12 protein-coding genes are annotated in these 15,112 nt (G+C 70.7%); all 12 read right to left on the bottom strand.

Features of this window, described 5'->3' with window-relative positions; all coding sequences use genetic code 11:
- Positions 1-9: 9 nt before the first annotated feature.
- The 12 genes from PJ250_RS03935 to PJ250_RS03990 all read right to left on the bottom strand — a co-directional run bounded on the left by PJ250_RS03935 (position 10) and on the right by PJ250_RS03990 (position 15,018).
- The gene (locus PJ250_RS03935) at positions 10-831 is read right to left on the bottom strand and encodes a type II secretion system protein, XpsN-like (protein ID WP_271647246.1); all 822 of its coding nucleotides are present in this window, start codon (positions 829-831) and stop codon (positions 10-12) included.
- Positions 821-1,453 (bottom strand): type II secretion system protein GspM, encoded by a 633-nt coding sequence (gene gspM, locus PJ250_RS03940; protein WP_271647247.1) that lies wholly within the window; start codon positions 1,451-1,453, stop codon positions 821-823. Before gspM ends, PJ250_RS03935 begins: the two co-directional genes overlap by 11 nt.
- On the bottom strand, positions 1,443-2,576 hold the full coding sequence (locus PJ250_RS03945; RefSeq protein ID WP_271647248.1) for a PilN domain-containing protein: 1,134 nt from the start codon (positions 2,574-2,576) through the stop codon (positions 1,443-1,445). Before PJ250_RS03945 ends, gspM begins: the two co-directional genes overlap by 11 nt.
- Positions 2,573-3,445, bottom strand: coding sequence for a type II secretion system minor pseudopilin (locus tag PJ250_RS03950; protein ID WP_271647249.1), 873 nt, complete (start codon positions 3,443-3,445; stop codon positions 2,573-2,575). Before PJ250_RS03950 ends, PJ250_RS03945 begins: the two co-directional genes overlap by 4 nt.
- The gene (locus PJ250_RS03955; RefSeq protein WP_271648517.1) at positions 3,442-4,080 is read right to left on the bottom strand and encodes a general secretion pathway protein GspJ; all 639 of its coding nucleotides are present in this window, start codon (positions 4,078-4,080) and stop codon (positions 3,442-3,444) included. The genes PJ250_RS03950 and PJ250_RS03955 overlap by 4 nt, the downstream gene beginning before the upstream one ends.
- A 5-nt stretch (positions 4,081-4,085) precedes the next feature.
- Positions 4,086-4,520 (bottom strand): type II secretion system protein XpsI, encoded by a 435-nt coding sequence (locus PJ250_RS03960; RefSeq protein ID WP_271647250.1) that lies wholly within the window; start codon positions 4,518-4,520, stop codon positions 4,086-4,088.
- A gap of 29 nt (positions 4,521-4,549) precedes the next feature.
- Complete coding sequence (locus tag PJ250_RS03965) at positions 4,550-5,011, bottom strand: type II secretion system protein XpsH (RefSeq protein WP_271647251.1); 462 nt, start codon at positions 5,009-5,011, stop codon at positions 4,550-4,552.
- A gap of 21 nt (positions 5,012-5,032) precedes the next feature.
- On the bottom strand, positions 5,033-5,470 hold the full coding sequence (gene gspG / locus PJ250_RS03970) for a type II secretion system major pseudopilin GspG (RefSeq protein ID WP_271647252.1): 438 nt from the start codon (positions 5,468-5,470) through the stop codon (positions 5,033-5,035).
- Between the two features lie 51 nt (positions 5,471-5,521).
- Positions 5,522-6,739, bottom strand: a complete 1,218-nt coding sequence (locus PJ250_RS03975; protein ID WP_271647253.1) for a type II secretion system protein XpsF — start codon at positions 6,737-6,739, stop codon at positions 5,522-5,524.
- A 126-nt stretch (positions 6,740-6,865) separates the two neighbouring features.
- A complete protein-coding gene (gene gspE, locus PJ250_RS03980) occupies positions 6,866-8,572 on the bottom strand; it encodes a type II secretion system ATPase GspE (protein WP_271647254.1) in 1,707 nt (568 codons plus the stop codon).
- Between the two features lie 148 nt (positions 8,573-8,720).
- The gene (locus PJ250_RS03985; RefSeq protein WP_271647255.1) at positions 8,721-10,649 is read right to left on the bottom strand and encodes a S8 family peptidase; all 1,929 of its coding nucleotides are present in this window, start codon (positions 10,647-10,649) and stop codon (positions 8,721-8,723) included.
- Between the two features lie 151 nt (positions 10,650-10,800).
- On the bottom strand, positions 10,801-15,018 hold the full coding sequence (locus PJ250_RS03990) for an ESPR-type extended signal peptide-containing protein (RefSeq protein ID WP_271647256.1): 4,218 nt from the start codon (positions 15,016-15,018) through the stop codon (positions 10,801-10,803).
- Positions 15,019-15,112: the final 94 nt, after the last annotated feature.

A 15,112-nucleotide genomic window follows, 5' to 3' on the forward strand; every position in this document is an offset into this window, starting at 1 on the left:
GTCATCTCTCTACTTGTTCGTTCCCGGCGCACCGGAATTCTGTTGTTCGCGCATCTGCCGGCGCCGCGCTTCGATGCGCTCGCGGATGGCCTGCATCTGCTGTTCGGTGGTCAGGGGCGACTGCGCCGGTTCGGCGGGCTCGGCGGCGTCTGCCGACGCTGGCGCACCGCGTCCCTGGGTGTCCGAAGGCGACGGACGATCCGGCGGTGGCTTCTTGTCGTCTTGATCGACCGGACGTCCCTGTGCGATCACCTGCGCAGGCGGGGTGCCCGGACGCCGCGCACCAGCCCCAGAAGACAGCGCCGTCGGCGGCTGCCCGCCCTTGCCGTCGAAGACCCGCAGCTCCAGCGTACGCGGACCGTCCGGGCCATCGAACACGGCCTGCCGTGGCGACAGCTCGGACAGGTGCCAGCCCGGAGTGGCCGGCGGCGCATCGCCCAGCTTGACCCGCACGGACGCAGCCTGACCGTTGTCGCCGGGCGACTGCAGGATGGCCATGCGCAGCTGCGGGGTGATCAGCACGCTGGTCAGCACGTAGTCGAAGCCCTGCTCGGTCGCCTCGGCGCCCTGCCCGTCCAGGTAGAACGGATGCGGCTGGCGATCGGAGGCGAACACCGGCCGCTCGCTGATCTGCGCGTACTGGTCCAGCGGCCCCAGGCGCTCGGGGACCGGCGCGGGAACACTGGGCAGGGCCTGCACCAGTCCGGGATCGTCAGGCAGGGGCACGATACGGCTGCCCATGCCGGCCAGCGCCAACCCCCAGGCCAGCAGGGCCCAGGCAGCCACCGCCATCAGCAGCCAGGTGCGCGCGCCCAGGGCCTCACTGCGCACGGGCACCTCCCGCTGGCGGGAGCGCTGGGGTGGGCCGCAGGTAACCGGACAGGTCGAAACTCACGTTCAATCCGTTGCCCTGGTCCTGGTCGCGGTTGGCCGCGCGGAAATTGAAGCTCTGCGCCAGGATGTTGAGGTTGTCCACGAACAGGCGTGGGCTGCCGGACTCCAGCGCATGCAGCACCGCGGCGGTCTCCGGCACGCCGCAGCGCAGGGTGACCTGCACGGTGACCCGGGCGAAGCGCTGCTTGCCGGACTGAGGCAGTGGCGAGCGGTTGGTGATGGCACAGCTGCGATTGCCCGGGCTGGCCCGCGAGACCACGGTCTCCAGGCGCTGGGTGAGTGCGGCGGTGGCCAGTTCGGCCGAAGCCTCCGGCAGGAAGCCCGGGCGATTGCCCAGCGCCGCGCGCGCGGCGGCGAGCTGGCGCTCGATCTGCGGCTGCTGCTGTAGCTGGGTGCGCACGCGCAGCTCGCGCAGGCGTGATTCCTGGATGCGCGTATCGGCCTGGCGCATCGGCACGGTCCACCACGGATGCACCAGCACCAGATAGGCCAAGGCCAGCGCGGCCAGCAACAGGCCCAGCGCCAGCCAGCGGTCCTGCTGCGCCGACCTAACGGCCATCGGCGGCACCTCGCGGGGCTGCGGACGGTGCGGGCGCGCCAACCAGCTGGGCGGTCAGGCTGAAGCGGTCCAGGCGCGTGCGGCGATCCATCTGCAGCGCACCGGTCAGCGCCGGCGACTTCCACAACCGGGAAGCCTCCAGTTGTTTGACCAGCCCGGGCGCCTCGGGGCTGAGCCCGATCAGCAGCAGGCGGTCGCCTTCGATGGAGACCTTCTCCAGGTAGGTGTTGTCCGGCAGCAGGCGGGTGAGTTCGTCGAGCACCTCGACCGTGGTCGGGCGCGCGGCGCGCTGCTGCTGCAGAAAGCGGGCCCCTTCCACCAGGTCGACCAACTGCTGGCGCTCGGTGGCCACACCGCGCGCCTGCACGGCACTGCGCTCGACCTGGGCGGCGAAGGCGTCGGCCGCCGCGCGCCGGTTGGCCAGGACCTGCCAGCCGGCAAAGCACAGGGCCAGCACCGCGACCGTGGCGGCCAGCAGGTTCCAGCTGCGCGCGGGACTGACGCGGCGGGTGCGCTGGGCCGGCGGCAACAGGTTCACCCCCAGCGGCTGGCCGCCGGCGTCGGCCACGTCCAGGCCGGCCAGGCCGGTGGCCACCGGACCGAGTTCCTGCAGTGCGCGGTCCACGCCCTGACGGCGCACGACGACCAGTTCGGCTTCGATCTGACCATCGCCGCGGCGCCCGGTGACGCGCGCGTCGTAATACACCGCCTCGGCGGTGAACGGGGTCTGCCGATCGATCTCGAAGCCGACCACCTCACGCAGGCGCTCGGAGGCGGCCGCCGGCAGCAGCAGCGGGCGCCGCAGCACCTGCACCGACGGCAGCAGGCCCCAGCGCGGCAACCCGACCAGGCGGGCATCGAGCACGGCATCGAGCGCGGCGGCCTCCAGCGGCAGCGGCAACTCGGCCAGCGTGCCCAGCCCGTCCGGCCCGGCGCGCAGCAGCTGCACCTGGCCCTCGCCCGGCACCAGCAGCAGGCGTTCGCGATCCAGTCCCAGCAGGGCGCGCCAGCGCGGGGTGAGCCAACTGGCCAACGCGTCGCGCCACCAGGCGAGGAAGCGGCCCGCGGCGCCCACGGAACGTCCAAGGCCCGGCCGCATCGCCGTGCCCGCGCGTGTCGTCATCGGGGTTCCCAACCTTCCTCCCAGTGCAGCGTCGTATACATGGCGCCCGGTGTCGGGCCGCCCCCCGCGCGCACCACGGCCCGCAACACCGCCTGGCGGCCATCGGGGAGCGTGGCGCGACTCTCGATACTATACGTTCCGGTGCCCTGACCCACGTCCGCCTGCGCCGGAACCGTGCCATCGCGCTGGGCCTGCATCAAATTGGGATCGATGCCCAAGGCCACCAGCACCGGTCCCTGCGCATAGGTCGCGTCGGGCCGATTGCGGCCGCTGTACAGGGTGAGATACGGCGCCACCTTGGCGTACAGCGCCGGGCTCCAGCCCAGCACCTGCTCGACCTCGGCCACTGACTCGAACGGCGCATCCTTGGCTCCGTACGGCCGCCCGGCCGCAGCGTAGTCCGCGTCCTCGGCGCCCCCGCCGGGCTGGGTCAAGGCGTCACTGTCGCGCCAGTCCAGCACGGCCGCCGCCAGCTGCCCGGCCTGCGCGTCGTCCACGCCTACCGCGCGCAGCAGACCGGCCAGGGTCTGCGCATCGGCCTGGTTGAGGTCGACCTTGCCAGTCTCGTCCACCAGGCGGATCTGCAGCTGGCTGTTGCCGTAGCGCCAGGCATAGGCGCGTCCGTCCGGCAGCCAGCGGGTGCGCGGGTCGGGGTCGGCCACCCGCAGCAGCGCGTATTCCAGCCCGGCGCGCGCGACCTGCTGGGCCACGCTGCCTTCGGCCTGGACCCGGCCCTGCAACGACTCTACCCGCGCGGTCAGGGCGAAGGCGCCGATCAGCGCCGTGAGCAGGGCGATCAACCAGACCACCAAGAGCAACGCGACGCCCCGCTGCTGGCGCGCAAGCCGGGGTTCACGCCGCCGGGTCATGGCGTGGCCTCGTGGCTGGCGCCGCTGCCCTGGGCCAGGGTGACCACCATGTCCGGCCAGTGCACGCCGTCGTCGGCTTCGATCTGGATGGCGACCTGCACCGGCAGCGATTCGACCTGGGTCCAGGCCTCCTGCCACGGACCTAGCCCGCCCCCCTCGGCCAGGCCGCGATAGCGGAAGTGCACTTGCCTCAGGTGGTCGGCCAACAGCTCCGGCGGTCGCGGCGGGCCGGGCTCCTCGATCACCTGGCCAGCCTGCACCATCGCCAGCCCCACCTGCAGGCGGGCGCCGTCATCAACGACCTGCACATCGTGCAAGTACGGGCCACCGCGGCCCAGGTAGTCGGGAATGTCCGAGACGAACCGCATCCGGTCCGGCGCACCTTCGAACCGGCTGGCCGTGCCCTGCTGCGGATCCAGCGCGAAGGCGATCACCTGGGCCGAGGCCAGGCGGGCGCGCAGGAAGCCTTCGACGGCGCGGATGCGCTCGTTGCGGGCCGCGGTCGCTTCGCCGCGATGGACCAGCGCGGTGGCCGAGCGCAGGGTCGCAAAGCCCACCGCCAGTCCAAGCGCCAGCAGCAGCGTGGCCAGCAGGATCTCCATCAGGGTGAAGCCCGCCGCGCGGCGGCCACCGATGCGCCTCATGGCGCCACCCCGCCTGCGCCTTCCGGCGGCGCCAGACGCAGGCTGCGCCAGTCCATGCGCTCGCCCGGGCCATCGCCCCAGGTCAGCACCAGGTGCAGCTCCAGCAACCGGTTGGCGCCTGGATTGACCAGCCCGGTGGCCGGCAGCTGTGGATCGGTCCACGGCGCGATGTCCAACTGCCAGTGATAGCGCCCCCCGTCCAGCTCGCCCTGGTCCTGGCCTGGCTGCAGCGGCCCTCCGACACCGACCTGGTCCAGCAGGGTCTGCGCATGCAGGGCCGCCCGCCCTGCGCGATCGGCGCGGTGGATCTGCCGCGCCGCGCCCGACAACGCCCCCAGCAGCAGGGTGAGCGCCAAGGCCAGCAGGCCGAAGGCCACGACCACCTCGATCAGGGTGAAGCCGGACTGCGCACGGACAGCGTGCGCGGACACCCCACGCCTGCGCCGGGCCCGCCACGGCGTCACGGCGTGCTCCCCGGAGTGGTCACGCGCACCTCGCCGGTCAGCCAGGACACGGTGATCTTGCGAGTGACCTGCGCGGCGCGCAGCTCGACGCTGCCACCCGTGGAGGCACCATCGGGATAGAACATGATCCCGCCTTCACCGGCCTGGGCACTGGCCTGGCGGGCCCCGTAGAAGCGGATGCCCAACTGCTCGGGGATGCGTCCATTGCGTCGCCCCGGCCCGCTGTAGACGTGACCGCTGGGGTTGATCGCAAAGCGCTGCGGCCGGCCGCTGGCGATGGCCTGGGCGCGGGTATAGCGCAGCTGCGAGGCCACCTCCTTGGACGCCGCGCGCAAGCGGATGCCCTGCAGGCCGCCGGTCATCGCCACCGCGGTGAAGGTCCCGATCAGCGCGATCAAGGCGATGACCACCAACACCTCAATCAGGGTGAAGCCCCGCGCGGGGCGGCGGCCGGACACGGGCCCGCGGCCGCACATGGCTTAGTGCTGGTAGGCGATGTCGCCGTTGACGCTATCTCCGCCGGGCTGGCCATCCTTGCCCAGGCTGACCAGGTCGAACGGCGCGGCCTGCCCGGGCACGGTGTACTGGTAGGGATGGTTCCACGGATCCTTCAGCTCGCTTTCCTTGGCATACGGACCCAGCCAGCCGCCGGCGTCCCCGGGCGCGGTGACCAGATCGTTGAGCGATCCCGGCAGATGACCGGTGTCCATCTCGAACTGCTGGATCTTCTCGGCCACCGTCTGCACCTGTGCACGGGCGAGGTTGACCTTGGCGCGGTCGGCGTTGCCCAGGATCCGGCTGGCGGCGAAGGCGACGATGCCGCCGATCAGGATCACCACCACGATGATCTCCATCAGGGTGAAACCGCCCTGGGCGGCGCGCGAGGGCAGGCGGGTCAGCGAACGACGGTTGTGCATGTGCAGTCTTCCATTGCGTGGAGCGAATCGGGGGATGGTGGGCAGCACGCCCTAATTGATGGCACCGGCCAGATCGTACAGCGGCACCAGCACGGCGATGATGACCGCGCCCACCACCGCCGCCAGGACCAGGGTCACCGCCGGCACCAGCGCGGCGAGCATGCGGTCCATGGCCTGCGCGGTCTGCGCCTCGAAGGTATCGGCGGTCTTGAGCAGCATCGTGTCCAGCGCGCCGGACTCCTCGCCCACCTGCATCATCTGCAGCGCCAGGCGCGGAAAGCGCTTGCCGACGCCCAGCGAGGTCGACAGCGCGCGACCGTTCTTGACCGCGTCGGCGGCGTTTTCCACGTCGCCGGCCAGGGCACGGTTGTTCATCACGTTGCGCGCGATGCCCAGCGCGCCCAGCAGCGGCACGCCGTTGCGCAGCAGCGTGCCCAGGGTGCGCGCCAGGCGGGCGGTTTCCAGCCGCGCGATCAGCGGACCGACCAGCTTGCGCTGCAGGATCCACACATCGAAGCGTTCGCGAAAGGCCGCATCGCGGCGCTTGCGGTCGGCCCACAGCGCCAACACCGCCGGCACGGCCAGCAGCAACAGCCACCAGCCGGCCACGAACTGGCCCAGCGCGAGCACCAACTGGGTGAACCACGGCAGCTGCACGTCCAGGCTGTCGTACATCTGCGAAAACTGCGGCACCACGTAGCCCAGCAGGAACAGCATCGCCAGCCCGACCACCACCATCAGGATGGCCGGATAGATCAGCGCGTTGATGACCCGGCCCTTGAGCGCGCGGCTGCGCTCCAGGTAGTCGGCCAGCCGCTGCAGGGTGTCATGCAGGCTGCCGCCGGCCTCGCCGGCCCGGACCATGTTGATGTACAGCCGCGAGAAGGTGCCGTGCTGGCGCTCCAGCGCGGTGGACAGCGGCGCGCCGCCGCGCACCGCCTCACGGATGTCGGCCACGGTGTTGCGCGCCTTGTCCTCGTCGGGCAGCTCCAGCAGGATCGTCAGCGCACGGTCCAGCGGCTGGCCGGCGCCCAGCAGCGTGGCCAGCTGCTGGGTGAACAGCACCAGGCGCTCGCCGCCGAAGGGATTGGGCTGGACCAGCAGTTTGAACGCGCCCAGCCCGCCGCCTTCCGAAGCCAGCCGGGCTTCGACGGGCAGATGGCCCTGCTCCTGCAGGCGCGCGACGACCTCGCCCTCGCTGGCGGCCTCCATCTGCGCTTCGAGCACTTCCCCGCGCGCGTTGAGCGCCTTGTAGCGGTAAAGCGGCATCAGTCCGAACTCGGGAAAGCGCAGCCGTCAGTCGTCATTCCCGCGCACACGGGGACGACGACTCCGGGCCTCACGCGCGTGCTGGCGACACCAACGCGCACGCCAGCCGCGACACCGTTGGCGCGCTCATGCATCCTCGGTCACCCGCAGCACTTCCTCGATGGTGGTCATGCCGGCCAACGCCTTGGCGATGCCGTCCTCGTACATCGTGCGCATGCCGGCCTGGCGGGCCAGTGATTCGATCTCGCCCATGCCGGCGTGGCGCATCACCGCCGAACGCAGTGCGTCGTCCATCACCAGGAACTCGGTGATGGTGGTGCGGCCCAGGTAGCCGGTGGGCGCGATGGCCGAGCCGCGCGGGCGATACAGGAAGATCTCGCCTTCGAGCTGGTGACGACGCAGGTCGAAGCGCGCGATCTCCTCGGGCGTTGCCGGGTAGCGCTCGGCGTGCTGCGGCTCCAGCCGGCGCACCAGGCGCTGGGCCAGGATGCCATTGACCGTGGAGGTCAGCAGATAGTCCTCCACGCCCATGTCCAGCATGCGGGTGATGCCGCCGGCGGCGTTGTTGGTGTGCAGAGTGGAGAGCACCAGGTGGCCGGTGAGCGCGGACTGGATGGCGATGCGCGCGGTTTCCAGGTCGCGCATTTCGCCAATCATGATGATGTCCGGATCCTGGCGCACAATGCTGCGCAGGGCACTGGCGAAGTCCAGGCCGATCTGCGGTTTGGCCTGGATCTGGTTGATGCCCTCGATCTGGTACTCGATCGGGTCCTCGACCGTAATGATCTTGACGTCTTCGGTGTTGAGCTGGCTCAGCGCGGTGTACAGCGTGGTGGTCTTGCCCGAGCCGGTCGGCCCGGTCACCAGCAGGATGCCGTGCGGCTGCTCGAGCACCTTGAGGAACTGCGGCAGGAACGCGTCGGTGAAACCCAGCCGCTGGAAGTCGAACACTACCGTCTCGCGGTCCAGCAGGCGCATCACCACGCTCTCACCATGCGCGGTGGGCACCGTGGACACGCGCAGGTCCAGCTCCTTGCCCTGCACGCGCAGCTGGATGCGCCCATCCTGCGGCAGGCGGCGCTCGGCGATGTTGAGCCGGGCCATGATCTTGACGCGGCTGATCACCGCGGCGGTGAGGTTGGCCGGGGGACTTTCGCCCTCCTCCAGCACGCCATCGACGCGGTAGCGCACCTTGAGCCGGTTCTCGAACGGCTCGATGTGGATGTCCGAGGCGCGCAGCTCTACCGCACGCTGGATCACCAGGTTGACCAGGCGGATGACCGGCGCCTCGGAGGCCAGGTCGCGCAGATGCTCGACATCGTCCAGGTCGCCACCGGCCTCGCCATCGGCGTTCTCGACGATGGCACCCATCGCGCTGCGGCCCTGGCCGTGCCAGCGTTCGATGACGTCGTCGATCTCCGAACGCAGGCCGACCCGCACCCGCACGGCACCGCCGATGGCCATGCGCACCGCGTCGGCGGCATAGGCATCGCAGGGATCGGCCACCCACAGATCGAGCACGCCATCGTGCTCGGCCAGCGGACAGACATGAAACTGTTTGAGGAAGCGCAGCGAGAGGGTCACATCCTCCGGCAGTTCCGGCGGGACGTCGGGCAGTTGCTTGGTCGAGAGCAGCTCAAGTCCCAGCACGTCGGCGCTGGTCTCGGCGTGGTCGCGCTCGGACACCAGGCCCAGGCGCAGCAGCAGGGCCAGCACGCTGCCACCGGTCTCTTCCTGCAGGCGCCGCGCACGGGCCAGATCGACATCCTTCAGCCGGCCCTTGGCCAGCAGCGCTGCAACCACGCGCTCATCGGCCGGAACCGACACGTCCATATCTGGAATCAGGGCAGGCACCGCACTCACACGCGCCTCCGGCGACGAGAGAAGAGCCTCACTTTAGCAGGCCCCACGACAGCCCTGTGCCGAAAAAAAAGCCCCGACCGCACGGCCGGGGCTTCGTGTCACAAAAGCAGCAACGCGTTTACTGGCGCGCGGTGAAGGTCGCGCCGGAGTAGGACGACTCGCCCACGAGCTTGATGTAGTAGGTCCCGGCCTGCGGATTGCTGATGCGGACCGACTCGTTGTTGCCCGAGCGGGTGGACTTGGCGTCGTAGCTGCTGGAGGTCGGCTCCTTGCCGTAGCTCACGTACATCGACAGATTGCCCTTGCCACCGGCGGTAACGAAGGAGATCGTCGTGCCGGCGCTGGCCTGGAAGCTGTACAGGGTTTCCGAGCCGGCCGCACCGGACACCTTGACCTTGTCGCGGTTCTCGATCGGCGTGGCCACCGGACCGCACTGCTCGGTGGCCGGGTCGCAGGGTTCGACGATGGCGGCCTCGACCGCCGCTGCGGCGTCGACGATGCCTGCGCCAATCTGACGATTGGCGGCCGGGTCTACTGCCGGGGTATGGGCAGTGGCCTGCAGCATCGCGGTGACCTCGGTCGGCGTCAGCAGCGGCAGGCCGGCATCCAGCCGCGCCCCCTGCATCAGCGCGACCACGCCGGCCACGTGGGGCGCCGCCTGCGAGGTGCCGGCGTAACCGCCGTAGTTGCTGTCATTGGGCACCGGGGTGGTGGCCCCAGAGTTGAGCGCCTGCCAGACGAAGCCGTCGTTGACCGGGGTACCCGAGCTGCCGTCGTTGGCGTACACCCCGCCCCCTGGCGCGGCGATCTCCACCGTCGTGCCGTAGTTGGAATAGTAGGCGCGCCGGCTGGTGATGCCGGTGGACGCCACGGTGATCACGCCCGGGCAGCTGGCCGGTGAGAAGTTGGCCGCATCGGCGTTGCTGTTGCCCGCCGAGACCACCACCGAGGCGCCCAGCGCATTGGCTTGCGCCACGGCCTGGCCAGTAACGCTGGAGGCCGAACACACGCCCGAGCCGCCCAGGCTGAGGTTGATGACCTGCGCAGGGTGGGTGTTGGCCGGCACGCCGCTCACGGTGCCGCCGGCGGCCCAGATGATCGCGTCGGCGATGTCGCTGTCATAGCCGCCGCAGTGACCCAGCACGCGCACCGGCAGGATCTTGGCGTTGTAGGCGACGCCGGCCATGCCGCGCGCGTTGTTGGTCAGCTCCGCACCGGCGGTGCTGGCCACGTGGGTACCGTGCCAGGAGCTGTCTTCCGGCGGATTGCTGGCGTCGGTACAGGCACTGAGCCAGGGCTCCTCGGTGGTCCAGTCACCGGTATCCCAGCCGCCGGGCGCGCGCCCGTCGGTGTCACGGCCGGACACCAGGCTGTCGGTGATGAAGTCGTAGCCGGCATCGCCCAGCGAGGTATCCACGTCGACATGGGTGGTGATGCCGGTGTCCAGCACCGCGATCACGATGCCATTGCCATCGGCCAGGTCCCAGGCGTTGTTGACGTTGGCGCCGCCTTCGTTGGCATTGCCGGAGGCCGTGACGGTGCCATCCGGCGTTTTCAGGTGCCACTGGTAGTTGGCGTAGTAGGTGTCGCTGGGGGTGAAGGTGGCCGACTGCAGCGCCGCCGGTGCCTGGATGTCGCGCACCGGACGGCGCAGCACGTCGGCCTGCACACTGACCACGTTGGGGTCGGCCGCGAGCTGGCGCATGAAGGCCGCAGCCTCCACCCGGTCCAGCTTGCGCGAAGTCCGCACCAGCTCGCCGCCGGTGGCCAGCTTGCGCATGTACCGGGCCGAGGGCGTCTTGCCGGCGGCATTCAGGCCCGCACGCGACAAGGCCTGGGTCGCGTTGCCGGCCACGGTTGCACTGGACCTGGCCGTGGCGCCATCGCGATAGGTGATGATGAAGCGGCCGATTTTCTGGTCCGCATCCGCGCCGGTCGGCAGCGGCATGATCTTCAGCCCTGGCGCGGGCTGGGCGGCCGCCGCAGCCCCTGCGGACATGACCATGACGATGCCCGACAGGGCGACCGAGAGGAGTTTGGTTTTCATTGCGGTGCGTTCCTTGTGCGAAATGAAGTTGCTGGCCGTTCGTTGCGGCATGGTGTGGCCCCCTGAGCCCCGGCTGGCCTGGGCCGGGTTGTCGACATGCGCGTCCTGCGTGCCGGGCGACCCGCGGGCCGCCCGGCCTGTGTCCTGCTGACTACCAGCCGAAGCCGGCGCCCACGCCCACCGAGCGTTCGTCCCCACTGAAGGCGCCGCCGACGGTGACCGTGGCACGCTCGCTGATGGCGCGCTGATAGCCCACCGACAGCGCGTTCTCGCCGCCCTGGAAGCCCACGCCGACGCCCACCCGGTTGTCGGTGCGAATGCCCGCCGCGCTGGTGGCCATGTTGAGCATGGCGGCGTTCATCGCGCCCTGGCGGTCGATGCGGCGGTCCTGTTCGCTGAAACGACGGTCGGTGTCGCGCTTGTAGCCTTCGAAATCCTGGTTCCAGGCCTCGAAGCGCGCGTCGGTGTAGGCATTGGCCGCGGTCAAGGTCTCGGTCGCGGTGGTGTCGGCGTAGGCCCGCACGTCGGCCGGGACCGCCGGCACGCTGGCGGTGCGGATCTGGCCACTGCCGGTCGTGCTGGTCTGGCTTTCGTCCGTTGCCTCGGAGGCCACCCGCGTATCCGCGGCGGCGACCGGCTCGCCCTCGGCCGCCGTGGTGGGCGCACCTTCGGTCGACGCGGTGGAAGCGACGCGGCTGGCCGTGCGCGAGGCGGACGCAGAGGTTTTAGTGCTGTCACCCCCAGCCAGCTCGGTGACCCGATTGTCCAGCGCGCTGATCGCATCACCCACCGAGTGGTAGGCGTCGCCCTGGACGACGAAGGTCGGTGCGGTCATGCCGCCCAGCGGTCCGACCGCCGCGCCGCCGCCCAGGTAGTTCGCGTAGGCCTGCATGGTCTGGAACAGCTGACCGCCGTTGATCGCATCGGTGCTGCCTGCGGCAAGCGAGCCGGCGCTGAGGTTGACGATGCGACGCGTGGCAGGACCGCCGCGTCCATTGCCGCTGCCCAGCGAGACCGTATCGGCCTCGTAGGTCCGCGAGCCGGCGCCGAGCGCGACGGAGTTGGCGCCGGTCGCACCGGCGTTGGCGCCGAGGGCCACGCCGTTGGACGCACTCTGGCGCACGAAGGCGTTGTAGCCGACGGTCACCGCATTCTCGCCGTAGGTCGTCGCCTGACGGCCGATCGCTGTGCTGTTGACACCGCTGGCCAGGCTCTTGACACCGACCGCCACCGCACCGGTCGCGGCGGCTTCGCTGTTGGCGCCCAGCGACACGGTCCGCAGGCCGCTGGCGGTCGCGTTGGCGCCCACCGCCGTGGCGTTGTCGGCCAAGGCCGTGGCGCCGGCGCCATAGGCCGATGCCCCATTGCCTATCGCATTGGCCGCTTCGCCGGCCGCGACCGCGTTGTCGCCATCCACATACGCCCCGGCATCGCTGTCGGCACTGCCGCTGGCCTGGAAGTACTTGTTGGTGGTCTCCGCCGTGGACGCCACCGCGTCGAGCTGGGCCTTGTTTACCGCATCGGTGTCCTCGGTGCCCGCCGCGACGTTGGTGATCTGACGTTCGGCGCCTTCGGCGCCCACCGAGACCGTATGGTCGCGGTCGGCCTCGGCATTGGCGCCCAGGGCCACGGCATCGTCGGCCGATGCATAGGCATTCACCCCGATCGCCGTGCTGTCGTCACCGGAAGCGTAGGTGTTGTGGCCCAGCGCCGTGCTGTATTCGCCCGTCGCCCACGCCCCGTTGCCGAAGGCCGAACCGCCCGTGCCGGTGGCGCGGGTGTTGATCAGACCAAACAAGGTGCTGCCGCCGACGGCGGTGGATTCGGCGCCCGATGCCTGGCTGAATTCACCCAGTGCCGTGGCGCTCTCGCCATCGGCCGAGGCCGCCAGGCCCAGCGCGGTGGCGTAGTCGCCCGCGGCGAGGGACTCGGCGCCGATCGAGGTGGCGCCCAGGCCGCTGGCGCCCGCCAGGAAGCCGGCAGCGGTGGATTCCACCCCGCTGGCGATGCTCTCGGCGCCGAACGCCGAAGCCCCGTCCCCGGACGCGCTGCTGTAGTAGCCCGAGGCGGTCGATTCGATCCCGGAGGCCTCGCTCAGCGCACCGTTGGCCACGCTGCCATCGCCCGAAGCCAGGCTGGCCGCGCCGGTCGCCGTCGACTGCTCGCCGCTGGCCTCGGCTTCCGCGCCAGTCGCCGTGGCGTAATCGCCCAGCGCCTGCGCACCGGCACCCTGGGCGGTCGCGTTGTCGGCCAGCGCGCTGGCACCGGCGCCGGTGGCCGTGGCGTTGTCGGCGAAGGCCGTGGCGCCGGCGCCATAGGCCGATGCGCCGTTGCCAATGGCATTGGACGCCTCGCCAGCGGCCGTGGCGTTGTCGCCATCGACGTACGCGCCGGCATCGCTGTCGGCACTGCCGCTGGCCTGGAAGTACTTGCTGGTGGTCTCGGCGGTGTCTGCCACCGCATCGAGCTGCGCCTTGTTCACCGCATCGGTGTCCTCGGTGCCGGCCGCCACGTTGGTGATCTGGCGTTCGGCGCCCTCGGCCCCCACCGAGACCGCGTTGTCGCGGTCGGCCACGGCGTTGGCGCCCAGCGCCACGGCGCCTTGCACACCGGGTTCCACCATGGCGTTGGCACCCAGGGCCATGCTGTCGCCGCTGTCGGGGAAGACGATGCTGTTCCAACCGATCGCGATGCTCTGGTCGCCGCCGGCGGCAGCCAAGCCGCCCAGCGCCACGCTGCCATCGCCTTGGGCCAGGGCGTTTTCACCCACCGCGGTGGCACGCGGCCCCGTGGCGCGCGACCAGGCGCCAACGGCGGTACTGAAGACTTCGCTGGAACGCGCCTGACTTCCGACCGCCACGCTGTTGTCGCCGCGTGCCGTGCTGGCCTGCCCCAACGCGGTGGCGCTTTCGCCGCTGGCTTCGGACACCACGCCCAGTGCCGTGCTGCCGTAGTTGGTGGCATGCGCCGCGGTGCCGATGGCCGTGCTCTCCTGGCCGCTGGCCTCGGTCGACCAGGTCTCCTCCTCCCAGGTCGTGCCGTTGACCACCGTCATCTGCCCGCCGATGGCCGTGGCGCTCTGCCCGGTTGCCTGACTGCCCACGCCGTAGGCCGAGGCTCCCGGGGCATCGGCGACGCTGTCGTAGCCGACCGCCGTTGCCATATCCGCCATTGCCGTCGCGCCGGCGCCATAAGCCGAAGCGCCGGTGCCGATCGCGTTGCTGGCTTCGCCCACCGCGGTGCTGTCGTCACCGTCGGCATAGGCGCCGGCCTGGCTGGCGTCGCTGCCGTTCATCGCCAGGTATTTGTTGGCGGTGGTGGCCTGGTCCAGCTGCGCCTTGTTCACCGCATCGGTGTCCTCGGTGCCCGCGGCGACATTGGTGATCTGGCGTTCGGCGCCCTCGGCACCCACCGAGACCGTGTTGTCGCGGTCGGCCACGGCGTTGGCGCCCAGCGCCACGCTGTTCTCGCCGCTGGCCGTGCTCCAGGCACCCAGGGCGGTGGCGCCAGGCGTCAGCGCTTCGGCCCAGGTCCCGAAGGCCGACGTCAGGTCGCCTTCGGCGCCTGCGCCGGCACCGACCGCGGTCGCGCCAAAGCCCAGCGCGTGGTTGTCGACGACCAGCAGGTCCGGCAGGCCAAACAGGTAGTCGCCCACGTCGAAGCTGCTGCCAACGGCCGTGCTGCCGCTGCCCTGCGCGCTCGAATACCCACCCAGCGCGGTGGCGTAACTGCCGTCCGCGACGCTGTAAAAGCCATTGGCCGTGGAGAAGGCGCCGGCCGCCAGCGACTCTGCGCCGTGCGCCGATGCGCCATCGCCGCTGGCCGTCGCCAAAAAGCCCTGCGCGGTGGATTCGATGCCCGAGGCGAGACTTTCCGCGCCGCTGGCGGTGGCGCCATCGGCCGAGGCGGTGCTGTAGTAACCCGAGGCGGTGGATTCAAGACCGGAGGCCTGGCTCAGCGCGCCGGTGGCGCTGCTTGCATCGCCGCTGGCCAGCGCCGCCGCGCCCATGGCGGTGGACTGATCGCCGCTGGCTTCGCTCTGGACGCCCACGGCGGTAGAGGTGGTGCCAGAGGCGAGCGCGCCGCACCCCACGGCAATGGAGAGGTCGCCGGTCGCCCGTGCCACGCGGCTGGCGGCGTCGGCGCAGGCGGCAGCCTGGGGGGAGATCGCGGTGCTGGCCTGGCCCGGGGAACGACCGCCCCCGATGGACTGGGCGAGCGCGGTCTGGGAGAGGATCAGGGCCGTGGTGACCGTCGCGGCCTGCAACAGCCGCGCGCCCTTGCCCTTGCCTTTGGCCTTGGCCAGTTCGGAAGCGACCACGACCAGGCCACGCTCAGCGTCCCACAGCTTGCAGAAAATGCGATTCATCCTTCCTTTCCTTGGGCGTTGTTGTTGTTCGGATTTTTTTGGGCAAAGAGCTCCCGCGGCGCGCAAACGGAAATTTGCGCACAGGGGTTCGCGA

Source organism: Pseudoxanthomonas sp. JBR18 (assembly GCF_028198165.1).
In the GTDB taxonomy this organism is placed as follows: domain Bacteria; phylum Pseudomonadota; class Gammaproteobacteria; order Xanthomonadales; family Xanthomonadaceae; genus Pseudoxanthomonas_A.

Bases quoted from the DNA above. Each gene is read 5' to 3' on its own strand.
- gspM (WP_271647247.1), bottom strand. From the start codon at position 1,453: ATGGCCGTTAGGTCGGCGCAGCAGGACCGCTGGCTGGCGCTGGGCCTG.
- PJ250_RS03945 (WP_271647248.1), bottom strand. From the start codon at position 2,576: ATGACGACACGCGCGGGCACGGCGATGCGGCCGGGCCTTGGACGTTCC.
- PJ250_RS03950 (WP_271647249.1), bottom strand. From the start codon at position 3,445: ATGACCCGGCGGCGTGAACCCCGGCTTGCGCGCCAGCAGCGGGGCGTC.
- gspG (WP_271647252.1), bottom strand. From the start codon at position 5,470: ATGCACAACCGTCGTTCGCTGACCCGCCTGCCCTCGCGCGCCGCCCAG.
- PJ250_RS03975 (WP_271647253.1), bottom strand. From the start codon at position 6,739: ATGCCGCTTTACCGCTACAAGGCGCTCAACGCGCGCGGGGAAGTGCTC.
- gspE (WP_271647254.1), bottom strand. From the start codon at position 8,572: ATGGACGTGTCGGTTCCGGCCGATGAGCGCGTGGTTGCAGCGCTGCTG.
- PJ250_RS03985 (WP_271647255.1), bottom strand. From the start codon at position 10,649: ATGAAAACCAAACTCCTCTCGGTCGCCCTGTCGGGCATCGTCATGGTC.
- PJ250_RS03990 (WP_271647256.1), bottom strand. From the start codon at position 15,018: ATGAATCGCATTTTCTGCAAGCTGTGGGACGCTGAGCGTGGCCTGGTC.